A 25,738-nucleotide genomic window follows, 5' to 3' on the forward strand; every position below is an offset into this window, starting at 1 on the left:
TCGCGCCGGGCGTTTTCATTTCAGCGTTCCAGGTAGCGCTCGGCCAGGCGCTCGGCGAACAGCCGCGACTCTTCCCGCAGGTGCGGAGCCACCAGCATCATCACCTGGTAGACCACATGGCGCACGTCGCCCGGGTGGCCGAGGATGCGCTGGTAGTCGAGGGAGAACAGCAGGGTCAGGGTGATCTGCTCGACCAGTTGGCCGAGGGATTCGGTATCGCTGCGCAGTTCGCCGCGGGCCTTGAGCTGCGCCAGCAGGGTCGCCAGGGTGCGCTTGAGCCCGTTGAGCCAGCTGCGCATGCCGCGCGCCAGCTTGGGCAGGCGCCCGGCGAGGTTGGAGAGGTCCTGGAACAGGAAGCGGTAGTGCGCCAGCCGCTCGACGATCAGGTGCAGGAACAGCCAGTAGTCCTCGGCGCCCAGGCGCACGTCTGCCGGCGGATCGAGCAGCGGCGCCAGTTCGTCCTGGAAGCGCTCGAACAGCGCCAGCACCAGCGGCTCCTTGCCGTGGAAGTGGTAGTAGAGGTTGCCGGGGCTGATGCCCAGCTCGGTGGCGATCTCCAGGGTGGAGACATTGGGTTCGCCCCGCTCGTTGAACAGCAGCAGAGCACACTCGAGGATCCGGTCGCGCGTTTTCATCCGTGTTCTGGTTCTGGCCGCAGTGGGCCGACGATAGCTTCAGGGGAGGGTGGCTGCCAATCGGCCGATTTCAAACTTCCGCATGGCTTTGGGGAAACTCCTTCGTAGGATGGGGGAGCGAAGCGATACCCATCAGCGGTGCATGCCCGTGACTCTATCGATGGGTATCTCTTCGCTCCACGCCATCCTACAGGTGCCTCTCACAGTGCCGGCTGCAGGTGGCGCGAACCGCCCGCAATGGGGTGTCCGTCAGCGCACGTGCACGTAGGTGCCCGGCGCGTCTTCCTTCGCCGGGTATTCGGCGTTGCCCAGCTCGAAACTCACCGGCCGGCGTTCGCCGGAGCGCTGCTGGATCCACTCCAGCCACAGCGGCCACCAGCTGCCCTCGTGGCGCTGGGTGTCGTAGTACCAGGCGCGCGGGTCGGAGCTGAGCTTGCCGTTGTCGAAGTAGCACGCCTTGGGGTTGCCCGGCGGATTGAGGATGCTCTGGATGTGCCCGCTGTTGGACAGGATGAAACGGCTCTCGCCACCCAGCAGCAGGGCCGAGCGATAGACCGCGTCCCAGGGCGTGATGTGGTCGGTGATGCCGGCGACGTGGAAGTTGTCCACCGCGACCTTCTTCAGGTCGATGGCCGTGCCGTTGACTTCCATCGCTCCTGGCCGGGCCAGCGGGTTGTGCTTGAAGAAGTCGAGGAAGTCGCCATGTAGAGCGGCCGGCAGGCGGGTGTTGTCGTTGTTCCAGTAGAGGATGTCGAAGGCCGGCGGCTCCTTGCCCAGCAGGTAGTTGTTGACCCAGTAGTTCCAGATCAGGTCGTTGGGCCGCATCCAGGCGAACACCTTGGCCATGTCGCGGCCGTCCAGTACGCCCTGTTGGTAGGAGCGGCGCTTGCTGCTTTCCAGGGTCTGCTCGTCGGCGAACAGCGCGGCGGGGGTTTCCACCTGGCTGTCGAGCAGGCTCACCAGGTAGGTGGCGCTGGCGATCTTGCGCAACTGCCGGCGCGCCTGCAGATGCCCCTGCAGCGCAGCGATGGTCAGGCCGCCGGAGCAGGCGCCCATCAGGTTGACGCTGCGGCTGCCGCTGATCGAACGGCAGGCTTCGATGGCCTCGTCCAGCGCGCTGACGTAGGTCGACAGGCCCCACTCGCGGTGGCGCGCATCGGGGTTGCGCCAGCTGACCATGAAGACCTGCAGATTGTTCTTCAGTGCGTACTGGACGAAGCTCTTCTCCGTCGTCAGGTCGAAGATGTAGTACTTGTTGATCTGCGGCGGCACGATCATCAGGGGCTTGGCGTGCAGGTGCTCGCCCATCGGCTTGTACTGGATCAGCTCCAGAACTTCGTTGCGGAACACCACGGCGCCGGGCGTGGTGGCGACGTTGTGACCGATCTCGAAGGCGTTGCGGTTGACCTGGCTGGGCATGCCGCCGTTGTGCATCAGGTCGTCGAGCAGATGCTGCGCGCCCTTGAGCAGGCTCTGGCCGCCGGTGTTGAACAGTTCCTTAACCGCCAGCGGGTTTAGCAAGGTGTTCGACGGCGAGGCGGCATCGGACAGGATCGACAGCAAAAAGCGCGCGCGGGCGCGGTCGTCGCAGTCCAGGTTGCTCTCGTCGATCCACGCCAGCAGCTGTTTCTGCCAGGCGAGGTAGGCCTGCACGGTGCGCCGGTAGATCGGGTTGAGGCGCCAGGACGGGTCCTGGAAGCGCGCGTCCTGCGGATTGGGCTGCAGTGGTGAATCGCCGATCAGCACACGACCCATCTGCTTGCCGAAGGCGGCCAGGTGCCGCGCCGAGTGGATCGGCTGGCGCACCCCCTGCACGGCGAGCAGGCGCAGGGTGGACAGCAGGTCCTTGCCGCGCAGGCCGACGATGGCGCTCTGCGCATTCATGAACTCGGTGGGGGCGGGGACGCTACCCGACTCGGCTTTCTCTCGCATGAACTGCACTCCGTAAAGGGGCCGACCTGACAATGGCAAAGCAAGGCCTGTACCGGAGTCGGGGGGACCCCATCGCAGGCGGCTGCCGCCGGTTCGAGGGATGCACGGGTATCGACGCAAGAGGAAAAACTGCCCGAAAACAGAGCAGCGGATCAGCAGCCGGGCAGCAGTTCGGCCCCTTTTGGGGCGGCCGGGAGCTGCTGGCCCGAATCAGGCGCTACGTGTCGATACCCGCGAACACGCCTGTTTGTTGTTAGTAACTGCGAAACGATTGGTCAAGGCAGGGTGCCCGCCGAGCATGACGAAGCCATGACACCTAGCTGGCCTTTGGCGTGAACGGTCGCGGGTGGATGACCGCGCGCTGCCGCTCCTCCTGGAGGAACTTCATGATGATCGGCGCCACGGTCTCGGCGCGGGTCACCAGGAACAGGTGGCCGTCGTCGATCACATGCAGTTCGGCGTTGGGGATGCGCCAGGCGATCAGGCGCATGTTGATCAGCGGGATGATCGGGTCGTCATCGCCAGCCAGGACCAGTGTCGGCTGGCGGATCTTGTGCAGCCAGTGGATGCTGGTCCAGCCAAGGCCGGCGAAGAGCTGCCAGTAGTAGCCCATCTTGCCCGAGGAGCGCGCCTTGCTGGCGAACGCCAGGGCCAGCTTGGGGTCGCGGCGGAAGGCGCCGCCATAGATGTCCGGGGCGATATGTATGCCGTAGGACGGCTGGATGTAGCGGCGCGGACTGGCCATGCGCCAGAGCACCTTGGGCTTGCCCGGCACCATCACCGCGCCGGCGGCGGTGGCGGCGAGGATCAGCTTCTTGCAGCGCTCGGGGTAGTCATGGGCGAACTGCTGCGCCAGCGCGCCGCCCCAGGACACGCCGATGGCCGTCACCTGGCCGTAGTCCAGGTAGTCGAGCATCCGCGCGGCCAGCTTGGCCAGACCGGGGAAGCGGTACGGCGTGTTGGGCGTGGACGAGCCGCCGACGCCGGGGACGTCGAAGGCGATCACCTCCAGGTCCGGGTCCAGTGCGGCGACGAAGGGGAACACCAGTTCCAGGTTGGCGCCGATGCCGTTGAAGATCAGCAGCGGCGTCATGTGTGTCTTGCCCGGCCGCACGGCGGTGCGGATGGTCTGCCCGTCGAGTTCGATGGTGCGGAACTCGAAGGGCTGGGCGGCCGGCGCCTTGTCCGGCAACACCTCCGGGCTGCTGCGCCGGGTTTTGGCGCGGCGGGGCCCGGCGACCACTTCGGTGGTCGCTGTCGGTTGCGGGGAGGCGTCGTCCAGGGCGGCGCCGACGGGCGGGACAGGTTCTGTCTTCATCGTTCGTGTACGTAGGTTCCGGGGGCGGCTTCGGCGGCCGGGTGGGCCTTGTTGCCCAGCGCGGTGGGCGCCTTGCGGGTCTTGCCCGAGCGCTCGGCCAGCCAGTTCTGCCAGTGCAGCCACCAGGAGTCGGCATGCTTGCTGGCGTTTTCCTGCCAGGTCTTCGGATCGGCGGAAAGCTCAGGTCCGGTCATGAAGCGTGCCTTGGGGTTGCCCGGCGGGTTGAGGATGCTCTGGATGTGCCCGCTGTTGGACAGGATGAACTCACACTTGCCACCCAGCAGCCGCGCGGAGCGGTAGCAGGCTTCCCAGGGCGTGATGTGGTCGGACAGGCCGGCCACGCAGTAGAAATCGCAGGTGACCTGCTTGAGGTCGATCGGCGTGCCGGACACTTCCAGCGCGCCTGCGCGGGTCAGCGGATTGGTCTTGAACATCTCCACCAGCTCGCCGTGCAGCGCGGCCGGCAGGCGGGTGGTGTCGTTGTTCCAGAACAGTATGTCGAAGGCCGGCGGCTCGTTGCCCAGCAGGTAGTTGTTGACCCAGTAGTTCCAGATCAGGTCGTTGGGCCGCATCCAGGCGAACACCTTGGCCATGTCCTTGCCTTCCAGGACGCCGGACTGGTACGAGCGGCGCTTGGCGGCTTCCAGGGTCTTCTCGTCGGCGAACAGCGCGACCTGGGTATTCAGCTCGAAGTCGAGCACGCTGACCATCTGGGTGAAGGCATGCACCTTCTCCTCGCCCTGGGCCGCGTAGTGGCCGAGCAGCGTCACCGTGGTGATGCCGCCGGAGCAGGCGCCGAGCATGTTCAGGTCCTTGCTGCCGGTGATGGCCAGGACCACGTCGATGGCTTCCTTGAGCGCCTCGATGTAGGTGGTCAGGCCCCATTCGCGTTGCGCCTTGGTCGGGTTGCGCCAGCTGACGATGAAGGTCTGCACGCTGTTGCGCAGGCAGAAGCGCGCCAGGCTCTTCTCCGGCGACAGGTCGAAGACGTAGAACTTGTTGATCTGCGGCGGTACCACCAGCAGCGGGCGTTCATGCACGCTCTCGGTGATCGGCTTGTACTGGATCAGCTCCAGCACGTCGTTGCGGAACACCACCGCGCCTTCGGTCAGGGCCAGGTTCTTGCCGACCTCGAAGGCTTCCATGTTCACCTGGCTGGGCATGCCGCCGTTGTTCACCAGGTCCTTGGCCAGGTGGGTGAGGCCGTCGAGCAGGCTCTTGCCGCCAGTCTCGAAGAAGCGCTTGACCGCCGCCGGGTTGGACAGCGTGTTGGTCGGCGCCATGGCCTCGGTCATCAGGTTGATGACGAACTGGCCGCGGCTGATGTCCTGCGACGAGAGGTCGCTGTCGCCGATCCACGAATGCAGTTCCTTGCGCCAGGCCAGGTAGGTCTGCAGGTAGCGGCGGTAGAGCGGGTTCTGGCTCCAGGCCGGGTCGTTGAAGCGGCGATCGTCGTCGGCCGGCTTGAGTTCGGATTTGCCGAGCAGCACGTTCTTCAGCTCCAGGCCGAAATGGGTCACGTGCTTGGCACTGTGGAAAGGCTGCTTGATCGCTTGCAGCAGCACCATGCGGGCAGACGTAAGCAGGTCCTTGCCGCGAATGCCGATCACCGGGTTGAGGTTGAGTGTGTTTTCCGCGGCTTGCTGAGGCAGATCGTTGTTCTTTTTCTGGGTCATCGGCGACGCTCCATTGTCCTGAGACGAATACTGGCGAGGCTCATCTGGAGTGACGCGGCCAAGTACTGCTCGGGTTGGCGGAACGTGGAGAACACTCCACGCGGTTCATCACTTGGCGGCGTCACTGGAAGTCAGGAACCTCAAGTGCGGTGCATTGCACTGTCTTGGTTACCCGAGTTTCCTTCACCGCGCAAGCTGGTGCAGCGTGGGCCTTCTCCTAGGAGTATGTCGGGAAAAGTTAGAAAACGCGCTCTAGAGAGGGGGGATCCTCCGAACTCGTCCACGGCAACCACGCAAGAACCAGTCTGCATGGCGAATGTTGCAAATGGCGTGCCCCAAGGTGATTGCCCGACGAAGGTTTGTGCGGAGGAGGGGGGAGGGAAATTTCGAATGAGTTGGAGGGGCTTGCTTGCCGGGGCAACTGTCTGCGCATTCGTAGGGCGTACAACCGTTCGCGGTTGTACGCCGATACACCAGGATCGTCAGTTGGCGCAGTGGTTGGGTTCGAAGCGCTCGATGACAGATTCCTGGTTGAAGCCTGCGCGGCCGGAAGCCACGGTTAGGCGGCGTATAACGTCGAACCTTATACGCCCTACGCTCCCGGTGTAGGAGCGGACCTTGTCCGCGATCGCGCCTACAGGCGGAACCTACAGCATCAGCTTGACCACCGACTCCGACGGATCGCGCGACTTCCCGGCTTTCTCCAACTGGGCCAGGTAATCCGCCCACATCTCGTCCTGGCGGGTGCACAGTTCGTACAGGTAGTCCCAGGTGAACAGCCCGCTGTCGTGGCCGTCGTCGAAGGTCAGTTTCAGTGCGTATTGCCCGGCGGGCTCCAGTCCGGACAGGCCGACATTGAGCTTGCCGACCTGCAGCACCGGATTGCCATGCCCCTGCACCTCCGCCGAAGGGGAGTGCACGCGTAGGAACTCGGCCGAGAGGTCGTAGGACTGCTCCCCATAAGTCAGCGAAAGCTTCTTCGAGGCCTTGTGCAGCTTGATGGCGGTGGGAATGCGCATGGACGGCTCCTGATACGTGCGTGTGGCCATTGTAGCGCCGGCACAAACGAGCGGGGCGCCCTGAGGTGCCCCGTCGCAACGATGCGGATCGCTTACAGGATATAGCGGGACAGGTCTTCGTCCTGGGCCAGTTCGCCCAGGTGGCCGTTGACGTAGGCCGCGTCGATCACGATCGGCTTGTCGCTGTGCTCGCTGGCCAGGTCGGCGGCGTCGAAGGACACCTCTTCCAGCAGGCGTTCGAGCAGGGTGTGCAGGCGACGGGCACCGATGTTCTCGGTCTTCTCGTTGACCTGGTAGGCGATCTCCGCCAGGCGCTTGATGCCGTCGGCGGCGAACTCGATGCCCAGGCCCTCGGTGTTGAGCAGCGCGGTGTACTGCTCGGTCAGCGAGGCGTGCGGCTCCTTGAGGATGCGCTCGAAGTCGCTCGGGGTCAGGGCTTTGAGCTCGACGCGGATCGGCAGGCGGCCCTGCAGTTCCGGCACCAGGTCGCTGGGCTTGGACAGGTGGAATGCGCCCGAGGCGATGAACAGGATGTGGTCGGTCTTCACCATGCCCAGCTTGGTGTTCACGGTACAGCCCTCGATCAGCGGCAGCAGGTCGCGCTGCACACCCTCGCGGGAAACGTCGGCGCCGCCGGCGTTGGCACGCTTGGCGATCTTGTCGATCTCGTCGATGAAGACGATGCCGTTCTGCTCCACCGCTTCCAGGGCGCGGGCCTTGAGGTCTTCTTCATTGACCAGGCGCTGGGCTTCCTCGTCGCGGATCAGCTTCATGGCCTCGGCGACCTTCAGCTTGCGGGTCTTGCGCTTGCCCTTGCCCATGTTGGAGAAGAGGTTCTGCAGCTGGTTGGTCATTTCTTCCATGCCGGGCGGGGCCATGATTTCCACACCCGAGGGAATGTCGGCCACTTCGACGTCGATTTCCTTGTCGTCCAGCTGGCCTTCGCGCAGACGCTTGCGGAACAGCTGACGGGTGTTGGAATCCTCGCGCGGCGGCTCGTCGCCGAAGCCCCCGGTGCGCGCCGGCGGCAGCAGGGCGTCGAGGATGCGCTCTTCGGCGGCATCTTCGGCGCGGTACTTCACCTTCTGCACTTCCTGCTCGCGGAGCATCTTGATCGCGGCATCGGCGAGGTCGCGGATGATCGACTCGACGTCACGGCCGACGTAGCCGACTTCGGTGAACTTGGTCGCTTCGACCTTGATGAAGGGGGCGTTGGCCAGCTTGGCCAGGCGACGGGCGATCTCGGTCTTGCCGACGCCGGTCGGGCCGATCATCAGGATGTTCTTCGGCGTCACCTCGGCGCGCAGCTCGGCGGGCAGCTGCATGCGCCGCCAGCGGTTGCGCAGGGCGATGGCCACGGCGCGCTTGGCGTCTTCCTGGCCGATGATGTGACGGTTGAGTTCGTGGACGATCTCACGGGGAGTCATGGACATTTGATGCGTTACTCCGGAACGACAACGCCTCAGATGGCGCTGTCGAGCTCCTCGATGGTCAGGTTCTGGTTGGTGAACACGCAGATGGAGCCGGCGATGTTCAGGGCGGTCTCGGCGATCTCGCGGGCGCTCATGTCGTCGCTGGCCTTCTGCAGCAGGGCCATGGCCGCTGCCTGGGCGAAGCCGCCGCCCGAACCCATGGCGATCAGGCCATGCTCGGGTTCGACCACGTCGCCGTTGCCGGTGATGATCAGGGAGGCGTCCTTGTTGGCCACGGCGAGCATGGCTTCCAGTCGGCTCAGGGAACGGTCGGTACGCCAGTCCTTGGCCAGTTCGACGGCCGCACGCACCAGGTGGCCCTGGTGTTTCTCCAGTTGCTGCTCGAAACGTTCGAAGAGGGTGAAGGCATCGGCGGTGGCGCCGGCGAAGCCGGCCAGCACTTCACCGTGGTACAGGCGGCGGACTTTCTTCGCGTTGCCTTTCATCACGGTGTTGCCCAGGGAAACCTGGCCGTCGCCGCCCATGACGACTTTGCCGTTACGGCGGACAGATACGATGGTGGTCAAGGGTCTTACTCCACACTGCGGGGCGATGTGCCCGAATGCAGAGTCAGATGGGGACTACAAAGGCGGGGTTCAAGTCCTGCGCCGAGCGGTGAACGCGCTTTTCGCGCGCCGCCTGTCGGCGCAGGGCTCGATTCCTGGAGGGATCAGCGGGTCTGGCGCTGCTGTAACAGCAGATTGCTGAAGCCGTTGCCGGCCAGCTGCTTCTGCGCGGCCGAGGCCTTGGTGCGGTCGCCATAGGGGCCGACCATCACCCGGTACCAGGTTTCGTCGCGCACGGTGCCGGATTCCACGCGGGCGTTCTGGCCCATCATGATGATCTGCGCGCGCAGGTGGTCGGCGTCGGACTGCTTACGGAACGAGCCGGCCTGCAGGTAGTACTGGGTGGCGGCCACGGCCGGCGGCGGCGTGGGCTTGGCCGGTGCGGTCGGGGTTGCCGGGGGCTGCGGTTGCGCCTGCTTCTGCGCCGTCGCCGCCGGGTTGGCGGTGGCGGCGCCAGCCGGAGTGGCCGGGGTAGCGGCAGGCTTGACCACCGCGGGCGGCGGCGGATTCTGCCCGCTCAGGGCGGCCAGGGCGCGCTGGGTGTCGATCTTCTCGGCTTCTTCCTTGGTGGCGACCACGGTCGGCGGCTGCTGCGGTTGCGCAGGCTTGGCCGGCGGCGGTACGGCCTCGGGCGGAACCGCGACTTCCGAGCCCGGCAGCAGGGTGTAGAAGTCGTACTTGGGCTTCACCCCGGTCGGCGCGCCGGGCTGTTGCTGCTGCACGGTGCCCGACGGCTTGTTGGAGCCCACGACGGCCTTGGGCGCCTCGGGCTTCTCGCGTTTGACGTCGTTGCGACCCGGCTCCAGCTTCATCAGGAACATGATGAAGCCGCCGATGGCCAGGCCGGCGACCAGCCAGACCCAGCCGGGGACCGAACTCTTCTTGGCCGGGGCCTGGTAGCGGCTGGCGCCGCGCTTGGGAGCGGGTTTCTTCTTCGCCATGGGTGCTTACATGCGCTCCAGGGTTTCCAGGCCCAGCAGCTCCAGGCCCTGCTTGAGGGTACGGCCGGTCAGCGCGGCGAGGCGCAGGCGGCTTTCCTGTTGCGCCGGGTCCTCGGCTGCGAGGATCGGGCAGTGCTCGTAGAAGCTGGAGAACAGGCCGGCCAGCTCGTACAGGTAGGCGCAGAGGATGTGCGGCACACCCTTGACCGCCACGTTGTTGAGCAGATCGGTGAACTGCGCCAGCTGCGCGGCCAGGGCGATTTCCTGGGGCTGCTGGAGATTGATCCTTCCGCCCACTTCGTCGTAGCCCTTGCCCAGCTTGCGGAAGATGCTCGCCACGCGGGTGTACGCATACAGCAGGTACGGCGCGGTGTTGCCTTCGAAGCTCAGCATCAGGTCGAAGTTGAAGCTGTAGTCGCTGGTGCGATGCTTGGACAGGTCGGCGTACTTCACCGCGCCGATGCCGACGGCATGGGCGATCTGGCGCAGATCCTGCTCGCTGAAGTCGGGGTTCTTGCCCTTCACCAGGGTGTAGGCGCGCTCCTCGGCCTCGATCAGCAGATCGATCAGCTTCACGGTGCCGCCGTCGCGGGTCTTGAACGGCTTGCCATCGGCGCCGTTCATGGTGCCGAAGCCCATGTGCTCCAGCTCCATGCTGGCCGGGACGAAGCCGGCGCGGCGGGCCACTTCGAACACCTGCTGGAAGTGCAGGGCCTGGCGCTGGTCGACGAAGTACAGCACGCGGTCGGCGTGCAGCACCTTGTGGCGGTAGCGCATGGCGGCGAGGTCGGTGGTGGCGTAGAGATAACCGCCGCCGGCCTTCTGCACGATCACCGGCAGCGGCTCGCCTTCGGCATTCTTGAACTCGTCGAGGAACACGCACAGGGCGCCGTCGCTCTCGACCAGCAGGCCCTTGGCGGTGAGGTCGGCGACCACGTTGGCCAGGTCGTCGTTGTAGGCGCTCTCGCCCTTCACGTCGGCCATGGTCAGCTTCACGCCCAGCAGGTCGTAGACCTTCTGGCAGTGGGACAGGGAGATGTCGTTGAAACGGGTCCACAGGGCGATGCACTTGGGATCGTTGGCCTGCAGCTTCACCACCAGCTCACGGGCGCGGTCGGCGAACTCGGGGGACTCGTCGAAGCGCTTCTTGGCGGCGCGGTAGAAGACTTCCAGGTCGTGCAGCTCGGCCTGGGCGTCCACCGGCTGTTCTTCCAGGTAGGCCAGCAGCATGCCGAACTGGGTGCCCCAGTCGCCCACGTGGTTCTGGCGGATCACGGTGTCGCCGAGGAATTCCAGCACGCGGCTGACGGCGTCGCCGATGATGGTCGAGCGCAGGTGGCCGACGTGCATTTCCTTGGCCAGGTTCGGCGAGGACAGGTCGACCACCACGCGCTGCGCGGCACCGGCCTTGCGCACGCCGATGTGACCGTCGGCCAGGGCCTTGTCGAGGCTGGCGGCGAGCCAGGCCTGGTCCTGGAAGAAATTCAGGAAGCCGGGACCGGCGATCTCGACCTTGGCCACTTCCGGGCTCTGCGGCAGCGCCTCGACCAGCTTGGTGGCGAGGTCGCGCGGCTTCATGCCGGCCGGCTTGGCCAGCATCATGGCGATGTTGCTGGCGAAGTCCCCGTGGGTTCGGTCCTTGGTGTTCTCCACCTGGATGTCGGGCGTCAGGCCGGCCGGCAGGGTGCCGTCTTCGGTGAGGCTGACAAGGGCTTGCTGGATCAGGTGGCGAATCGTGTCTTTCATGGTTTTCTCCGTGCTCGCGTGCATCCGGCGCGCGCGACCGGTTATCGGGCTCAGAACCGCGCATTATCCGTGGCTGGGCATGGCTTGCCAACCGCGGCGCACTCCTTGCTCAGTCTCGCCGCTGTGCCGTCCGTCGCGGCTGATGGAAGTCAATGCAGGACGGATGCGCAAGGCCGGGCGGTTTCTTGGGAAGAGATCGTCCGGGCGAATCGTCAGAAAAGATCGATCGGGTCGACGTCCAGCGACCAGCGCACCTGGCGTCCGCTGGGCATGCCTTCGAGCGTCTGCAGCCAGGGCGTGAGCAGGCGGTGCAGCGGTGCGCGGGCGGGGCTCATCAGTAGCAGCTGGGCGCGGTAGCGGCCGGCGCGGCGTTCCATGGGCGCCGGCACCGGGCCGAGAAGCTCCACGTCGCTGCCCAGCGTGGCCTGCAAGCGCTCCGCTTCGGCGCAGGCTTCATCGAGGAAGCCTTCGGCCTGCCCCGGCTTGTGCGCCTCGGCGCGCAGCAGCGCCAGGTGCGCGAAGGGTGGCAGGCCGGCGGCGCGGCGTTCGGCCAGGGCCTGGTCGGCGAAGGCGAAGTAGCCCTGTTCGGTGAGCTGCACCAGCAGCGGGTGGTCGGCCAGGTGGGTCTGGATCAGCACGCGGCCCGGTTCCTCGGCGCGCCCGGCGCGGCCGGCGACCTGGACGATCTGCTGGGCCATGCGTTCGCTTGCGCGGAAGTCGGCGGAGAACAGCCCGCCGTCGGCATCGAGGATCGCCACCAGGGTGACGCGCGGGAAGTGGTGCCCCTTGGCGAGCATCTGGGTGCCGACCAGGATGCACGGCTCGCCTTTGTTGATGGTGGCGAAGAGGTCGCGCATGGCGTGCTTGCGCGAGGTGCTGTCACGGTCGATGCGCAGCACCGGGTAATCGGGGAAGAGGATGCGCAGGCGCTCCTCGGCGCGCTCGGTGCCGGCACCCACCGGGCGCAGGTCCACGGTGCCGCATTTCGGGCAGTTGCGCGGCGGCCGCTCGCGGTGGTCGCAGTGGTGGCAACGCAACTCGCCACTGCCCTGGTGCACGGTCATTCGCGCGTCGCAGCGCGGGCACTGGCTGATCCAGCCGCAGTCGTGGCACAGCAGGGTCGGGGCGAAGCCGCGGCGGTTCAGGTAGACCAGCACCTGCTGGCCGGCGGCCAGGGTTTCCTTGATCGAGCGTTGCAGCGGCATGGAGATGCCCGAATCCAGCGGCAGGCTCTTCACGTCCAGGCGCTGGAACTTCGGCTGGTGCGCGCCGCCGGCCCGCTGGGTCAGGCGCAGCAGGCCGTAGCGGCCGCTCTGGGCGTTGTGCAGGCTTTCCAGCGCCGGCGTGGCCGAGCCCAGCAGGATTGGCACGTTCTCCAGTCGTGCGCGCACCATGGCCAGGTCGCGGGCGTGGTAGCGCAGGCCTTCCTGCTGTTTATAGGAAGCGTCGTGCTCCTCGTCGATGATGATCAGCCCCGGACTCTTCAGTGGGGTGAACAGCGCCGAGCGGGTGCCGATGATGATGTCCGCCTCGCCATCGCGGGCGGCGAGCCAGGCGTCGAGGCGCTCGCGGTCGGTCAGCGCCGAGTGCAGCAGGGCGATGCGCGCATTGAAGCGACGCTCGAAGCGCGAGAGGGTCTGCGGGCCGAGGTTGATCTCGGGGATCAGCACCAGCGCCTGCTTGCCGGCCTCCAGGGTTTCGCGGATCAGCTGCAGGTAGACCTCGGTCTTGCCGCTGCCGGTGACGCCGGCCAGGAGGAAGCTGTGGAAGCCGCCGAAACCGGCGCGCACGGACTCGAAGGCGGCGCGCTGCTCGGCATTGAGCGGCAGCTCGGCTTGCGCGAGCCACGGGCCGTGGTGCGGCGGCACGCTGTGGACGCGTACCTCCAGCGAGACCAGCCCCTTTTCCTGCAGCAGGTCGAGGCTGTCCTTGTTGATCTGCAACTGGCTGAGCAGTTCGTGGGCGACGCCGTGGGGGTGCTGCTTGAGAACCTTCAGCGTCTCGCGCTGGCGCGGCGCGCGAGCCAGGCGCGGGTCGTCCTCGCGGGCGCCGGGTTCGGCATGCCAGAAGCGCTGCTGGCGCACCTCGGCGGGGTCGCCCTGGCGCAACAGGTTGGGCAGCGCCCAGGACAGCGTGTCGCCCAGGCTGTGCTGATAGTACTGCGCGGTCCAGCGGCACAGCTCCAGCAGGTGTGCCGGCATCGGCGGTTCGCGGTCGAGCACGGCCAGGGCGGGGCGCAGCTTGTCCGCCGGCACGTCGGAAGTTTCCACCTTGTCCACCAGCACGCCGACCATCTCGCGGCGGCCGAATGGCACGCGCAGCCGCACGCCCGGCTGCAGGCGCGACACATCGACGCCGCGCGGGGGCAGGTAGTAGAACAGGCGGCGCAGCGGCGAGGGCAGGGCGAGGCGTAGAATGGCTGGTGAGGGCACGCGGCGGATTCCGGAGCGGCGGGGAGCGGCGATCTTAGCACCCGGCGACCATCGGTCGAGGCTTGACTTGCGTGGAAAAACAGCTCTGGTATGATCCACGCCCTTAATTTGTGCGGTGCCCGGTAAAGATCCCGCCTGCGGTCCTCGATGACCGTGGCTCGGCTTCTGACAGAGACTGGGTGGCGGCACACCAACCAGAGAGAAGACATCATGAAACCGGAAATCCATCCCGCGTACGAAGAAATCGAAGCTACCTGCAGCTGCGGCAACGTGATCAAGACCCGTTCGACCCTGTGCAAGAGCATCCACCTGGACGTCTGCTCCGAGTGCCACCCGTTCTACACCGGCAAGCAGAAAGTCGTCGACACCGGCGGCCGTATCGATCGCTTCAACCAGCGTTTCGCCATGTTCGGTGGCAAGAAGTAAGATCGATTTCCGGGAAAGGCCCTCGATGGTTTTTCACGGTATCTCGAAAAAGGCGTCCCTCGTGGGCGCCTTTTTTATGGCCGTCTGCTTTGCGGCGGACGGGGCTGCCGCTGCCTGCCCGAAGCCCGAGTCGCCCGAAACGGTGCGCGTGGCGCGGGTGGTGGACGGCGACACCCTGAAGCTCGCCGATGGCCGCAGCGTGCGCCTGATCGGCGTGAACGCCCCGGAGCTGGCCCATCGCGGGCGCCCGGAAGAGCCCTTCGCCGTTGCCGCACAGCGTCGCTTGCAGGCGCTGGTGGCGGCCAGCGACGGCGAGGTCGGCCTTGTCAGCGGCCGCCAGGGCAAGGACAAGTACGGCCGCACCCTGGCCCACGCCTATGATTCCCGCGGCGACAATCTCGAATCCCGCCTGCTCGCCGAAGGTCTGGGCTACCTTGTAGCTATTGCGCCGAATACCGATCTCACCGCCTGCCAGCAGGCTGCCGAGCGCGAGGCGCGCAGCGCCGGGCTGGGGCTGTGGAAGCGTCCGCCGGTGCAGGCGGCGCAGCAACTCCACGACAGCGGCTTTGCCGTGGTTCGCGGTCGCGTCGAACAGGTGCAGCGTAACGGCGGTGGCCTGTGGATCGATCTCGATGGCCCGCTGGTGCTGCGTATCGATCCACGGCTGCTGAAGAACTTCGACAGTGCAACCCTGCGTGACCTGCGCGGTCGACAGGTGGAAGCGCGCGGCTGGGTGATCGACCGGTCCGAGCGCGGTGCAATCAAACCAGGACAGGCACGCTGGATGCTGCCTTTGACCGACCCGGCGATGATGGAGGTATTGCCATGAGCGTGCGCTCGTTCGGAATCCTTGCCCTGCTGGCGCTGCTGAGCGTCCTGGCGGGCTGCGCGGTCAACCCGGCCACCGGCAAGACCGACTTCGTGATGATGAGCGAGCAGGAGGAGCTCGGCCTGGGGCAGAAGTACAGCCAGGAAATCCTCAAGCAGTACCCGCGCTACGAGGACGAGAAGCTGCAGGCCTACGTGCAGCAGGTCGGCGAACGGGTCGCCCGCGCCGGCGACCGGCCCAACCTGCAATACCACTTCACCGTCATCGACACCCCGGACATCAACGCCTTCGCCCTGCCCGGCGGTTACGTCTACATCCATCGCGGCCTGATGGCCTACCTGGGCTCGGAAGCGGAGCTGGCTGCGGTGCTCGGCCACGAAGTCGGCCACGTCACCGCCCGCCACAGCGTGCGCCAGCAGAGCCAGTCCAGCGCCTGGAACATCCTCGGCCAGGCCGTGGCCATCGGCACCGGGGTTGGCGCCGCCGCCGACCTCACCAACGTGCTGGGTACCGCCTTCGTGCGCGGCTATGGCCGCGACATGGAGCTGGAAGCGGACGGACTGGGCGCCAAATACCTGGCTCGCGCCGGCTACGACCCCACTGCGATGATCCAGGTGGTGCGGGTGTTGAAGAACCAGGAAGACTTCGCCCGCGACGAGGCCAGGCGCAAGGGCCAGGCCACCCAGCCGGTGGGCTACCACGGCCTGTTCGACACCCACCCGGACAACGATCAGCGCCTGAAACAGGTGATCGGTCCGGCCCAGGCCCTGGCCGGCAGCGGCCAGCGTGAAGTCGGCGCCGAGCGCTACCTGAAGGCCATCGACGGCATGCCCTTCGGCGACTCGGCCTCCAGTGGCGTACGCCGCGGGCAGAGCTTCTACCACTCCGAGCTGGACTTCACCCTGACCTACCCGGCGGGCTGGGGCATTCTCAACCAGCCGACCGCCCTGGTGGGCTTCACCGCCGACCAGCAGGCCTACATCGGCATGAAGCTGGTGCAGCGCGATGGCCAGCTGACGCCGGCGGAGTTCCTGCGCAAGGGCGCGGGCGGCCGCCTGGCGGGGGAGGAGAGCTTCCAGCAGGCCGGCCTGGACGTCGCCACCGGCGTGGTGCCCGGCTCGCCCGCGCGCCGCGTCGCGGTGATCTACCAGAAGGATCGCGCCTACCTGTTCGTGGGTGCGGTCAAAGGCCGCGCCTCCCTGGAGAGCGTGGACGACCAGTTCCTGCAGGTGATCCGCAGCTTCCGGCCGCTGCGCGCGGACGAGAAGAAACTGGCGCAACCGCGCCGGATCGCCGTCGTTCAGGTCAAATCCGGGCAGACTGTCGAGGAGTTTGCGAAAGCGGGGCCGGGTCTGGAAACTGACTCGATAAATCGTATACGCTTATTGAATGACTTGTATCCAATCGGCCGGCCAAAATCTGGAGATTGGCTGAAGGTCGTACGCTAGAGGTCTTGACAGCAGGGGCTTGGGCTACCTTGGCAGGTGCGGGCTTTCTGCGTATGCTCGGACCCCCGTCTGTCCAACAAGTAACAAAAGCGGAAGTGCCCAAATGTCTGATCTCAAGACCGCTGCCCTCGAATATCACGCCCAACCCCGCCCCGGTAAACTGAGCGTCGAGCTGACCAAGCCGACCGCCACCGCCCGCGACCTGTCGCTGGCGTACAGCCCGGGTGTTGCCGAGCCGGTCCGCGAAATCGCGCGTGATCCGGAGCTGGCCTTCAAGTACACCGGCAAGGGCAACCTGGTCGCGGTCATTTCCGATGGCACCGCCATCCTCGGTCTGGGCAACCTCGGCCCGCTGGCCTCCAAGCCGGTCATGGAAGGCAAAGGCGTGCTGTTCAAGCGCTTCGCCGGTGTCGACGTGTTCGACATCGAAGTCGACGCCGAAAGCCCGCAGGCCTTCATCGATACCGTCAAGCGCATCTCCATCACCTTCGGCGGCATCAACCTGGAAGACATCAAGGCACCCGAGTGCTTCGAGATCGAGCGCGCGCTGATCGAACAGTGCGACATCCCGGTGTTCCACGATGACCAGCACGGCACCGCCATCGTGACCGCCGCCGGCATGCTCAACGCCCTGGAAATCGCCGGCAAGAAGCTGGAGTCCGCGAAGATCGTCTGCCTGGGCGCCGGCGCTGCCGCCATCTCCTGCATGAAGCTGCTGGTGAGCATGGGCGCCAAGGTCGAGAACATCTACATGATCGACCGCCAGGGCGTGATCCACGCTGGCCGTAACGACCTGAACCAGTACAAGGCTGTGTTCGCCACCGAGACCGACAAGCGCACCCTGTCCGACGCCCTGGATGGCGCCGACGTGTTCGTCGGGCTGTCCGGCGCCAACCTGCTGAGCGCCGAAGACCTCAGCCGCATGGCACCCAACCCGATCGTCTTCGCCTGCTCCAACCCGGACCCGGAAATCAAGCCGGAACTGGCCCACGCCACCCGCAATGACGTGATCATGGCCACCGGCCGTTCGGACTACCCGAACCAGGTGAACAACGTGCTGGGCTTCCCCTTCATCTTCCGCGGTGCCCTGGACGTACGCGCCACCCGCATCAACGAAGAGATGAAGATCGCCGCCGCCCTGGCCCTGCGTGACCTGGCCAAGCAGCCGGTACCCAAGGACGTGTGCGACGCCTACGGCGTGAGCGCCCTGGAGTTCGGCCGCGAGTACATCATTCCGAAGCCGATGGACAAGCGCCTGATCACCGTCGTTTCCGACGCCGTGGCCAAGGCCGCCATCGAGACCGGCGTGGCGACCCTGCCGTATCCGAAGCACTACCCGCTGAAGTCCGTCGAAGACGTCTTCAACGGCTGATTCGCTACGGCTCACGAGAAACCCCGCTTCGGCGGGGTTTTTCGTTTCTGGCGGGAGGCCGGACCCGGAGGGCTATGCTTTAGGGAAGGGCGTCGTCCATCCATTCGCTGCGGCGCCCGCCGGCTGCGGCCGGGAGGCGCCATGTTGAGGCTGCTCCGTCGACTCGCCTGTTTCCTGCTGCTTGGCGCGGGCGGGACGCTGGCGGCTCCCACGGCGGTGGTGCTGGATGTGGACGGCGCCATCGGGCCGGCGACCGCCGACTACGTGGTGCGTGGCATCAATCGCGCCGCCGGTGAGGGCGCGGCGCTGGTGGTGCTGCGCATGGACACCCCCGGCGGGCTGGACAGCGCGATGCGCAGCATCGTCAAGGCGATCCTGGTCAGCCCGGTGCCGGTGGCCGGCTACGTCGCCCCCGGCGGTGCGCGGGCCGCCAGTGCTGGGACCTACATCCTCTACGCCTGCCACATCGCGGCGATGGCGCCGGGCACCAACCTGGGCGCGGCGACGCCGATAGCGATCGGCATGCCCGACCCCGAACACTCGCAGGACAAGGGCGCCGCCAAGCCTGACGACAACCGCAGCACCCTCGAACGCAAGCAGATCAACGATGCCTCGGCCTATATCCGTGGCCTGGCGCAACTGCGCGGACGCAACGCGGAGTGGGCCGAACGCGCGGTGCGCGAGGCGGTCAGCCTGGCGGCGGACGAGGCGCTGAAGGAGAGGGTGGTGGATGTGGTGGCGCCGGACATTCCCATGCTGCTGACCATGATCGACGGCCGCAGCGTCAGCGTCGAAGGTCACGACCTGCGCCTGCAGGTGGCTGGAGCGGCGCTGGTGCAGCGTGAGGCGGACTGGCGGACCAGGCTGCTGGCGGTGATCACCGATCCCAGCGTGGCGCTGATCCTGATGATGATCGGCATTTACGGGCTGATCTTCGAGTTCGCCAATCCCGGCATGACGCTGCCCGGCGTGCTCGGTGCGATCTGCCTGCTGCTGGGGCTGTACGCACTGCAGATGCTGCCGGTGAGCTATGCCGGGATGGCGCTGATCCTGCTCGGCCTGGCCTTCATGGTCGGCGAAGCCTTCATGCCCAGCTTCGGCGCCCTCGGGCTGGGCGGCATTGCCGCCTTCGTGGTCGGCGCGCTGATCCTGGTGGACACCGACGCTCCCGGCTACGGCATTCCCCTGGGGCTGGTGGTGGCGTTGGCGACTGTCAGCGCGCTGTTCATCGCCGGTGTCCTCAGTGTTGCGCTCAAGGCGCGCCGCCGCGCCGTGGTCAGCGGTCCGGCGGGCCTGGTGGGGAGCCTGGCGACCATCCAGTGGGTGGCCGATGACGATCCCTGCGCCGGCTGGGTGCTGCTGCAGGGCGAGCAGTGGCAGGTCCACGCCAACCGGCCGCTGCACAGTGGCCAGCGGGTGCGGGTGATGGCGCGTAACGGCCTGAGCCTCGAAGTGGCGGCCAACGACGATTCAGGAGGTGTGTGATGGGTTTTCCCTTCGGGCTGTTGGTGGCGCTGATCCTGCTGCTGTTCCTGGTACTCAGCGCGCTGCGAATCCTGCGTGAATACGAGCGTGGGGTGGTGTTCCAGCTGGGCCGCTTCTGGAAGGTGAAGGGGCCGGGGCTGGTGCTGGTGATTCCGGTGGTGCAGCAGATGGTCCGGGTCGACCTGCGCACGGTGGTGCTCGACGTGCCGCCGCAGGACGTGATCTCCCGCGACAACGTCTCGGTGAAGGTCAATGCGGTGGTGTACTTCCGCGTGCTCGACCCGCAGAAGGCGATCATCCAGGTGGAGAACTTCCTCGCCGCCACCAGCCAGCTGGCGCAGACCACCCTGCGCGCGGTGCTGGGCAAGCACGAGCTGGACGAGATGCTGGCCGAGCGCGAGCGGCTCAACATGGACATCCAGAAGGTCCTCGATGCGCAGACCGACGCCTGGGGCATCAAGGTCGCCAACGTCGAGATCAAGCACGTCGATCTCAACGAGTCGATGATCCGCGCCATTGCGCGCCAGGCCGAGGCGGAGCGGGAACGGCGGGCCAAGGTCATCCATGCCGAGGGCGAGCTGCAGGCGTCCGAGAAGCTGATGCAGGCCGCCGAGATGCTCAGCCGCCAGTCCGGCGCCATGCAGTTGCGCTACATGCAGACGCTGGGCTCGATCGCCGGCGACAAGAACTCCACCATCGTCTTCCCCATGCCCATCGAGTTGCTCAGGGGCCTGCTGGAGCCCGGCGGCAAGTCGAACAAGCCTGACTGAAGGCAAATTCCTTCGGATAGTCAGCGTCTATAGTTCCAGGCTCATGCATTGACGCGTCCATTCCAGGACGAAGTGGGCGCCCTGGGGGAAATGATGAAACCTACCCTGCTGACGGCCCTGACGCTGGCCGTTGCCACTGGCCTGCTCGGTTGCGCAGGCGCACCTCAGATGAGCTGGTCGCGAGTGGGCGACTCCGCCCAGCGCGCGGTGGTCAGCCCGGATGTCTGGGGACCGGTGGCCGGCGCCGCGGTGATCGCCGCCGGAAACTGGGACCACAAATGGCAACGCTCGGCGAGCGATCACGACTGGTTCTTCGGTGGCGATGCCAACCAGGCCGCCGACCACATGCTCAATCTTGCCACCGGGCTGAGCGTAGCCAGTGCCCTGATTGCCGCGCCGAAAGAGGCGGACACCGAGGAGAAATGGAGCTGGCGCGGGCGCAACCTGGCCCTGCTGGCGGCGGATCGCTACGCCGTGACCGGATTCGTCGAGGAGGCCAAGGAGTGGTCCGGACGCGAGCGCCCCGATGGCGTTCCCGACGACTCCTTCCCGTCCAAGCACACCGCCGTCACCGCCGTGCACACCAGCTTCACCCGGCGCAACCTGGACTACATCGACATGGACCCGACCCTGCGCTACACCGCCAAGGCCGGGCTCTACACGCTCGATGGGCTGACGGCGCTGGCGCGGGTCGAGGGCGACAAGCACTACCCCACGGACGTGCTGGTGGGCATGGCGGTGGGCAACTTCTTCGCCAACTTCACCTACAACCTGTTCCTCGAAGGGCCCGAGCGCGACCGCTACAACCTGACGGTGGTCCCCGAGACCGGCGGTGGCATGAGCCTGCGCGCGGCGATGCTGTTCTGAGGTTGGTGCGGCCCCGTGGGCAGCGTCTAGTCTTGAAAGCTACTCCCTGGACGATACCCCCTCGATGCCGCTGCGCCTGCTGCTGATCCTGTTGTTCCTGTGCGTTTCCAGCGCGGCGCGGGCCGGGGAAGTGTTGCGCGTCGCCGCCGACCGTTGGCCGCCCTACGCGGACCGCCAGTTGCCGGGCAACGGCGTGGCGGTGCACCTGGTGCAGGCCGCGCTCAAGCGTGCCGGCTACGCCAGCGAATACATCGAGGTGCCCTGGCCGCGTGTCCTGCATGGCGTGGCGAATGGCGAATACGACCTGGTGGCCGATGCCTGGTACGCGGCGGAGCGCGAGGCTTTCGCCGTGTATTCCGAACCCTATATGGTCAACCGCGTGCGCCTGATCAAGCGCCGGGGCGCGCCCATCACCTTCGCCAAACTGGCCGATCTCTACCCGTATCGCATCGCCATGGTGCGTGGTTACGCCTATTCCGAGGCCTTCAACAGCGACCCGAAACTGCAGCGGGTGCCGGTGTTCAGCTTCGTCAATGCGGCGCTGATGCTGCAGGCCGGGCGCGTGGATCTGACGCTGGAAGACGAGATCACCGCGCGCGTGCACTTCAACGGCGACCTTGCCGAACTCAAGGACCAGCTGGAGTTCCTGCCGCTGCCACTGACTGAGAATGGCCTGCACATCCTGGTGGGACGGCATGTTCCGCAGCACGCGAAGATCGTTGCGGCGTTCAACAAGGCGATCCGCGAGATGAAGGCAGACGGCAGCTACGACGCGTTGTTGCGGGAGCATGGGTTGTAGGGCGCCTATCGTCGGCTCTGCAGCCGCACTCGGAGTGCCCCGAAACGGCAACTCGGAGTCAGGCTCCGAGCGATCCGAAAACAAGGTCGGGTTGCGTATGTCGGCGAGCGTCATACGCCCTATTCTGTCCTGCTCGCGAGGATGCTCGGCCTTGCAGGGGACTCATGCCGCTTCGGACTGCTCCGCGCCAATCTTCTTCTTCAGCAGATGCGCCGCCAGGGTGCGCAGCGGCGTGAGCTGCCGGCAGATCAGCGCCAGCTGGGTCTGCACCAGTCGATGCGCGTCATCCTCCTCCTCGGGCAGCTCCTCCAGGCGCTTGGCCAGCGCATCTTCCTCATCGCTGTAGATCGCCACCGGGCGCTGCTCGGTGAGGCGCGTGGCGATGTCGTCGAGGCTGGCGGTGAGGCGTTCGGCAGCTTCGCCGATCAGGTTGTCGCTCGGCGCCGGTGGCAGGCGGTCGCGGTGCGCGCCGAGGGCGGAGAGGTAGCTGAGCAGGGTGTGGGACAGCACCAGGAAGCGGAAGCCGATTTCCGCGTCCTTCCGGAAGTGGCCGGGCTCCAGCAGCATGTTCGACAGCGTGGTGGAGAGCGTGGCGTCGGCGTTGTGCGCGTTGCGCCGGGCAGTGCGGTAGGCCAGGTCGTCGCGCTTGCCGTTGGCGTACTGCTGCATGATCTCGCGCAGGTAACGGCTGTTGCAGGCCAGGGTGCCGCCGACCAGGCGGTGCAGGCTGCGGCCGTGCCAGTCGGGCAGGACCAGGAGCACCGCCGCGCCGGCGATCAGCGCGCCGAGCAGGGTATCGAACAGGCGCGGCAGGATCAGCCCGTAGCCGTCGCCCACCTGGTTGAAGCAGAACAGCACCAGCAGGGTGATCGCCGCTGTCGCCAGGGTGTAGCGGGTGCTGCGGGTGGCGAAGAAGGCGACCCCGGCGACCACCGCCAGCAGCGACTGGATCAGCGGGTTGGGGAACAGGTCGATCAGCGCCCAGCCGGCCACCAGGCCGATCAACGTACCGAGGATCCGCTGCACCAGGCGGATGCGCGTGGCGCCGTAGTTGGGCTGGCAGACGAATACGGTGGTGAGCATGATCCAGTAGCCCTGGGTCGGGTGGATCAGGTGCAGCACGCCATAGCCGGCTGCAAGCGCCAACGACAGGCGCAGGGCGTGGCGGAACAGCAACGAGGTCGGCGAGATCTGCAGGCGGATGCGTTCCAGCGCATCCTTGAGCGAGCGGGGAGAGCGGTCGAGCAGGGTGCTGTCCTGCTCGTCGTCCAGGGCGTCGGGGTTGCTCGCGCCGCTGAGTTTCCGGTCCAGCGTGGTGAGGTTGGCCGCCAGCGCGCCGAGGGAACGCAGCAGCCCGCGCCAGGCCGGGTTGCCCTGCTGGCGCAGGTATTCCAGCGAGGCGTTGAGGTCGGCCAGGGCCAGTTCGCTGTCGTTGTAGTCGAACGGCTGGCGCAGCTGGATGGCCTTCGCCAGCGCCCTGCAGGCCTTGCCCTGTTGGTTGAGCAGGCGCTGGCAGCGGAACAGCACGTCGCTGTGGAAGAAGGCTTCGGCCAGCTGGTTGTACGGGTAGTGCGAGGAACTGGCGCGCTCGTGGACGTCCTGGGCGATGAAGTAGAGCTTCAGGTAGCGACTGATCTTCGGGCTCGGTCGTCCATGGGAAAGGCGCGCGAGAATGGTTTCCTTGGCCTGGTTGAGCGCCACCACCACGCGGCCGTTCTGCCGCGCCAGGGCCAGGCGCTGGGCCTCGACGTCGAGCTGGCGCAGCGGCTCCAGCAGGGTCGACTTGATCTTCAGGTACTGGCCCAGTTCGAGGAACAGCCGGGCCAGGCTCTGCTGTACCGGCTGGTTGGCGAACAGCGCGTTCCACAGTACCGACAGCAGGCCGTACCAGCCGGCGCCGATCACCAGCAGCGCCGGCTCGCGCCAGAAGTCGCTGGGCGTGCCGCCGCGCTGGTCGACCCCGATCATGGTGTAGATCGACAGGATCAGCGTGGCCGAGGCGATGGCCGCGTAGCGTTCGCCCAGCGCGCCGAGCAGGGTCATGGCGAAGGTCGAGAGCGCAAGGCCGGCGACGAAAACGAGCGGGTAGGGGAACAGCAGCTCCACCGCCAGCGAGGCGATGCTGAAGCACGCCAGGGTCACCAGCAGCGCCTGCAGGCGGCCCAGCCAGTGATCGTCGGTTTCCGCCAGGGCGCTGGCGATGACCCCGAGGAACAGCGGGATCACCAGCTCCGGCCGACCCTGCAGCCAGCACGCGAGCATGACCCCGCTGAGGGCGACGAACACCCGCAGGCTGTAGGCGAACTTGTCCAGCGCCCAGAGGCGCCGCAGGGACTGGAGCAGTGGGGAGGAAAACATGCGCGTGCGGGACTTCCGGGTGTCTGCGCTCAGACTAGCGGAACGTCTGCCGCGCTGCTATCGCGAGTGCTACACGCAGCTGTCTCGGCTGCGCAGAGGGGCTTCTCGTAGGAGCGAGCTTGCTCGCGAACGGTGTTTGCCGGCGATACCGATGCCGTGCGGTTCGCGAGCAAGCTCGCTCCTACAGAAGAGCCACTCAGAGAATCCGCGCCTTGAACGAACGGCCCTTGATCTTGCCTTCGTTGAAGTGTTTCAGCGCCTGCCTGGCGACGTCGCGCTCCACGGCAACGAAGGCCTGGAAGTCGAAGATGGCGATCTTGCCGACCTGGGTCCCTTTCAGGCCCGCGTCGCCGGTCAGCGCGCCGAGGATGTCGCCAGGGCGCAGCTTGTCCTTGCGCCCGCCGGCGATGGCCAGGGTGGTCATCGGCGGCAGCAGCGGGGCGTCGTTGGCCTTGAGGAAGTCGATGCGTTCCCAGTTCAGCGGTGCGCCCTGCAGGTCCTCGATGGCCTGGGCGCGGCTGGCCTCGGCCGGGGTGACCAGCGACAGCGCCAGGCCCTTCTCGCCGGCGCGGCCGCTACGGCCGATGCGGTGCACGTGGACCTGGGCATCGCGCGACAGCTCGACGTTGATCACCGCTTCCAGCGCAGCAATGTCCAGCCCGCGGGCGGCCACGTCGGTGGCCACCAGCACGCTGCAGCTGCGGTTGGCGAACATCGTCAGCACCTGGTCGCGCTCGCGCTGCTCCAGGTCGCCGTGCAGGGCCAGGGCGGAAATCTTGCGGGCGTTGAGCTGCTCCACCACTTCCATGCACTGCTGGCGGGTATGACAGAAGGCCACGCAGGACTGCGGACGAAAATGCTGAAGCAGGCGTACGACGGCATCGAGACGCTGCTTCGGATCGATCTCGTAGAAGTGCTGTTCGATCTGACTGTCGTCGTGCAGCGCCTCCACTTCCACGCGCTCGGGATTCTTCAGGAACTTCGCCGCCAGTTGCCCGATGCCTTCGGGGTAGGTGGCGGAGAACAGTAGGGTCTGACGGCGCGTCGGCAGCTGGCCGATGATGTCGGCGATGCTGTCGTAGAAGCCCATGTCGAGCATGCGGTCGGCTTCGTCCAGCACCAGGGTATTGAGGCCGTCGAGTTTCAGGGTCTCGCGGCGCAGGTGCTCCTGCACCCGGCCCGGAGTGCCGACCACCACGTGGGCGCCGTGCTCCAGCGAGCCGATCTGCGGGCCGAAGGGCACGCCGCCGCAGAGGGTCAGCACCTTGATGTTGTCGGCGGCGCGGGCCAGACGGCGGATTTCCTTGGCCACCTGGTCGGCCAGCTCGCGGGTCGGGCACAGCACCAGCGCCTGGCAGCCGAAGTAGCGCGGATTCAGCGGACTGAGCAGGCCGATGCCGAAGGCGGCGGTCTTGCCGCTGCCGGTCTTGGCCTGGGCAATGAGGTCGCGGCCCTTGAGGATCGCAGGCAAGGCGGCGGCCTGGATCGGGGTCATCTCGCGGTAGCCGAGGGAATCGAGGTTGGCCAGCAGGTCGGCCGACAGGGGAAGGCTGGAGAATGCGGAGGTGGTCACGAAAGAGGCCCGGGTGAATCCATATGGCCGCGCAGTGTAGCAGGAGGGCGCCTTCCAGCGGGCCGGGATACCGG

20 protein-coding genes are annotated in these 25,738 nt (G+C 66.6%); 8 read left to right on the forward strand and 12 right to left on the reverse strand.

The features are described 5' to 3' along the window. Positions 1 to 20: 20 nt before the first annotated feature. The 10 genes from ACAW63_RS07120 to ACAW63_RS07165 all read right to left on the reverse strand — a co-directional run bounded on the left by ACAW63_RS07120 (position 21) and on the right by ACAW63_RS07165 (position 13,737). Positions 21 to 635, reverse strand: a complete 615-nt coding sequence (locus ACAW63_RS07120; RefSeq protein ID WP_371232672.1) for a TetR/AcrR family transcriptional regulator — start codon at positions 633 to 635, stop codon at positions 21 to 23. Between the two features lie 249 nt (positions 636 to 884). After that, positions 885 to 2,567, reverse strand: coding sequence for a class II poly(R)-hydroxyalkanoic acid synthase (gene phaC / locus ACAW63_RS07125; protein WP_371232674.1), 1,683 nt, complete (start codon positions 2,565 to 2,567; stop codon positions 885 to 887). A 316-nt stretch (positions 2,568 to 2,883) separates the two neighbouring features. After that, positions 2,884 to 3,885 (reverse strand): poly(3-hydroxyalkanoate) depolymerase, encoded by a 1,002-nt coding sequence (gene phaZ / locus ACAW63_RS07130; protein WP_371232676.1) that lies wholly within the window; start codon positions 3,883 to 3,885, stop codon positions 2,884 to 2,886. Continuing rightward, positions 3,882 to 5,561: a class II poly(R)-hydroxyalkanoic acid synthase gene (phaC, locus tag ACAW63_RS07135; protein ID WP_371232678.1), complete on the reverse strand. Its 1,680-nt coding sequence runs from the start codon at positions 5,559 to 5,561 to the stop codon at positions 3,882 to 3,884. The genes phaZ and phaC (ACAW63_RS07135) overlap by 4 nt, the downstream gene beginning before the upstream one ends. A gap of 647 nt (positions 5,562 to 6,208) precedes the next feature. After that, positions 6,209 to 6,580 (reverse strand): DUF971 domain-containing protein, encoded by a 372-nt coding sequence (locus ACAW63_RS07140; RefSeq protein ID WP_275609837.1) that lies wholly within the window; start codon positions 6,578 to 6,580, stop codon positions 6,209 to 6,211. Between the two features lie 92 nt (positions 6,581 to 6,672). Next, the gene (hslU, locus tag ACAW63_RS07145) at positions 6,673 to 8,013 is read right to left on the reverse strand and encodes an ATP-dependent protease ATPase subunit HslU (RefSeq protein ID WP_275609838.1); all 1,341 of its coding nucleotides are present in this window, start codon (positions 8,011 to 8,013) and stop codon (positions 6,673 to 6,675) included. A 29-nt stretch (positions 8,014 to 8,042) separates the two neighbouring features. Beyond that, complete coding sequence (gene hslV, locus ACAW63_RS07150) at positions 8,043 to 8,579, reverse strand: ATP-dependent protease subunit HslV (RefSeq protein WP_275609839.1); 537 nt, start codon at positions 8,577 to 8,579, stop codon at positions 8,043 to 8,045. Between the two features lie 143 nt (positions 8,580 to 8,722). Further along, the gene (locus tag ACAW63_RS07155; protein ID WP_371232681.1) at positions 8,723 to 9,559 is read right to left on the reverse strand and encodes an SPOR domain-containing protein; all 837 of its coding nucleotides are present in this window, start codon (positions 9,557 to 9,559) and stop codon (positions 8,723 to 8,725) included. A gap of 6 nt (positions 9,560 to 9,565) precedes the next feature. Continuing rightward, entirely contained in the window at positions 9,566 to 11,305 is a 1,740-nt protein-coding gene (gene argS, locus ACAW63_RS07160; RefSeq protein ID WP_371232683.1) for an arginine--tRNA ligase, read from the reverse strand. 212 nt (positions 11,306 to 11,517) lie between these two features. Continuing rightward, on the reverse strand, positions 11,518 to 13,737 hold the full coding sequence (locus tag ACAW63_RS07165; protein WP_371232685.1) for a primosomal protein N': 2,220 nt from the start codon (positions 13,735 to 13,737) through the stop codon (positions 11,518 to 11,520). Between the two features lie 210 nt (positions 13,738 to 13,947). Here ACAW63_RS07165 and rpmE point away from each other — a divergent pair, with 210 nt between their 5' ends. The 8 genes from rpmE to ACAW63_RS07205 all read left to right on the forward strand — a co-directional run bounded on the left by rpmE (position 13,948) and on the right by ACAW63_RS07205 (position 21,733). Then, complete coding sequence (gene rpmE, locus ACAW63_RS07170; protein ID WP_090264577.1) at positions 13,948 to 14,163, forward strand: 50S ribosomal protein L31; 216 nt, start codon at positions 13,948 to 13,950, stop codon at positions 14,161 to 14,163. A 61-nt stretch (positions 14,164 to 14,224) separates the two neighbouring features. Beyond that, a complete protein-coding gene (locus ACAW63_RS07175; protein ID WP_371232687.1) occupies positions 14,225 to 14,992 on the forward strand; it encodes a thermonuclease family protein in 768 nt (255 codons plus the stop codon). Beyond that, a complete protein-coding gene (locus ACAW63_RS07180) occupies positions 14,989 to 16,440 on the forward strand; it encodes a M48 family metalloprotease (protein WP_371232689.1) in 1,452 nt (483 codons plus the stop codon). Before ACAW63_RS07175 ends, ACAW63_RS07180 begins: the two co-directional genes overlap by 4 nt. Before the next feature lie 103 nt (positions 16,441 to 16,543). Beyond that, entirely contained in the window at positions 16,544 to 17,812 is a 1,269-nt protein-coding gene (locus tag ACAW63_RS07185) for a malic enzyme-like NAD(P)-binding protein (RefSeq protein ID WP_275609844.1), read from the forward strand. A 141-nt stretch (positions 17,813 to 17,953) separates the two neighbouring features. Next, on the forward strand, positions 17,954 to 19,297 hold the full coding sequence (locus ACAW63_RS07190) for a nodulation protein NfeD (protein ID WP_371232690.1): 1,344 nt from the start codon (positions 17,954 to 17,956) through the stop codon (positions 19,295 to 19,297). Then, entirely contained in the window at positions 19,297 to 20,067 is a 771-nt protein-coding gene (locus tag ACAW63_RS07195) for a slipin family protein (protein ID WP_371232692.1), read from the forward strand. The genes ACAW63_RS07190 and ACAW63_RS07195 overlap by 1 nt, the downstream gene beginning before the upstream one ends. Before the next feature lie 48 nt (positions 20,068 to 20,115). Beyond that, positions 20,116 to 20,934: a phosphatase PAP2 family protein gene (locus ACAW63_RS07200; protein WP_371232693.1), complete on the forward strand. Its 819-nt coding sequence runs from the start codon at positions 20,116 to 20,118 to the stop codon at positions 20,932 to 20,934. A 64-nt stretch (positions 20,935 to 20,998) separates the two neighbouring features. Further along, on the forward strand, positions 20,999 to 21,733 hold the full coding sequence (locus ACAW63_RS07205; protein WP_371232695.1) for a substrate-binding periplasmic protein: 735 nt from the start codon (positions 20,999 to 21,001) through the stop codon (positions 21,731 to 21,733). A 162-nt stretch (positions 21,734 to 21,895) separates the two neighbouring features. Here the strand turns inward: ACAW63_RS07205 and yccS are convergent, their stop codons facing one another. After that, positions 21,896 to 24,091, reverse strand: a complete 2,196-nt coding sequence (yccS, locus tag ACAW63_RS07210; RefSeq protein WP_371232697.1) for a YccS family putative transporter — start codon at positions 24,089 to 24,091, stop codon at positions 21,896 to 21,898. Positions 24,092 to 24,287: 196 nt separating this feature from the next. After that, positions 24,288 to 25,664, reverse strand: a complete 1,377-nt coding sequence (gene dbpA, locus ACAW63_RS07215; protein ID WP_371232699.1) for an ATP-dependent RNA helicase DbpA — start codon at positions 25,662 to 25,664, stop codon at positions 24,288 to 24,290. Positions 25,665 to 25,738: the final 74 nt, after the last annotated feature.

The organism is Pseudomonas sp. QE6 (assembly GCF_041379005.1).
GTDB lineage: Bacteria > Pseudomonadota > Gammaproteobacteria > Pseudomonadales > Pseudomonadaceae > Pseudomonas.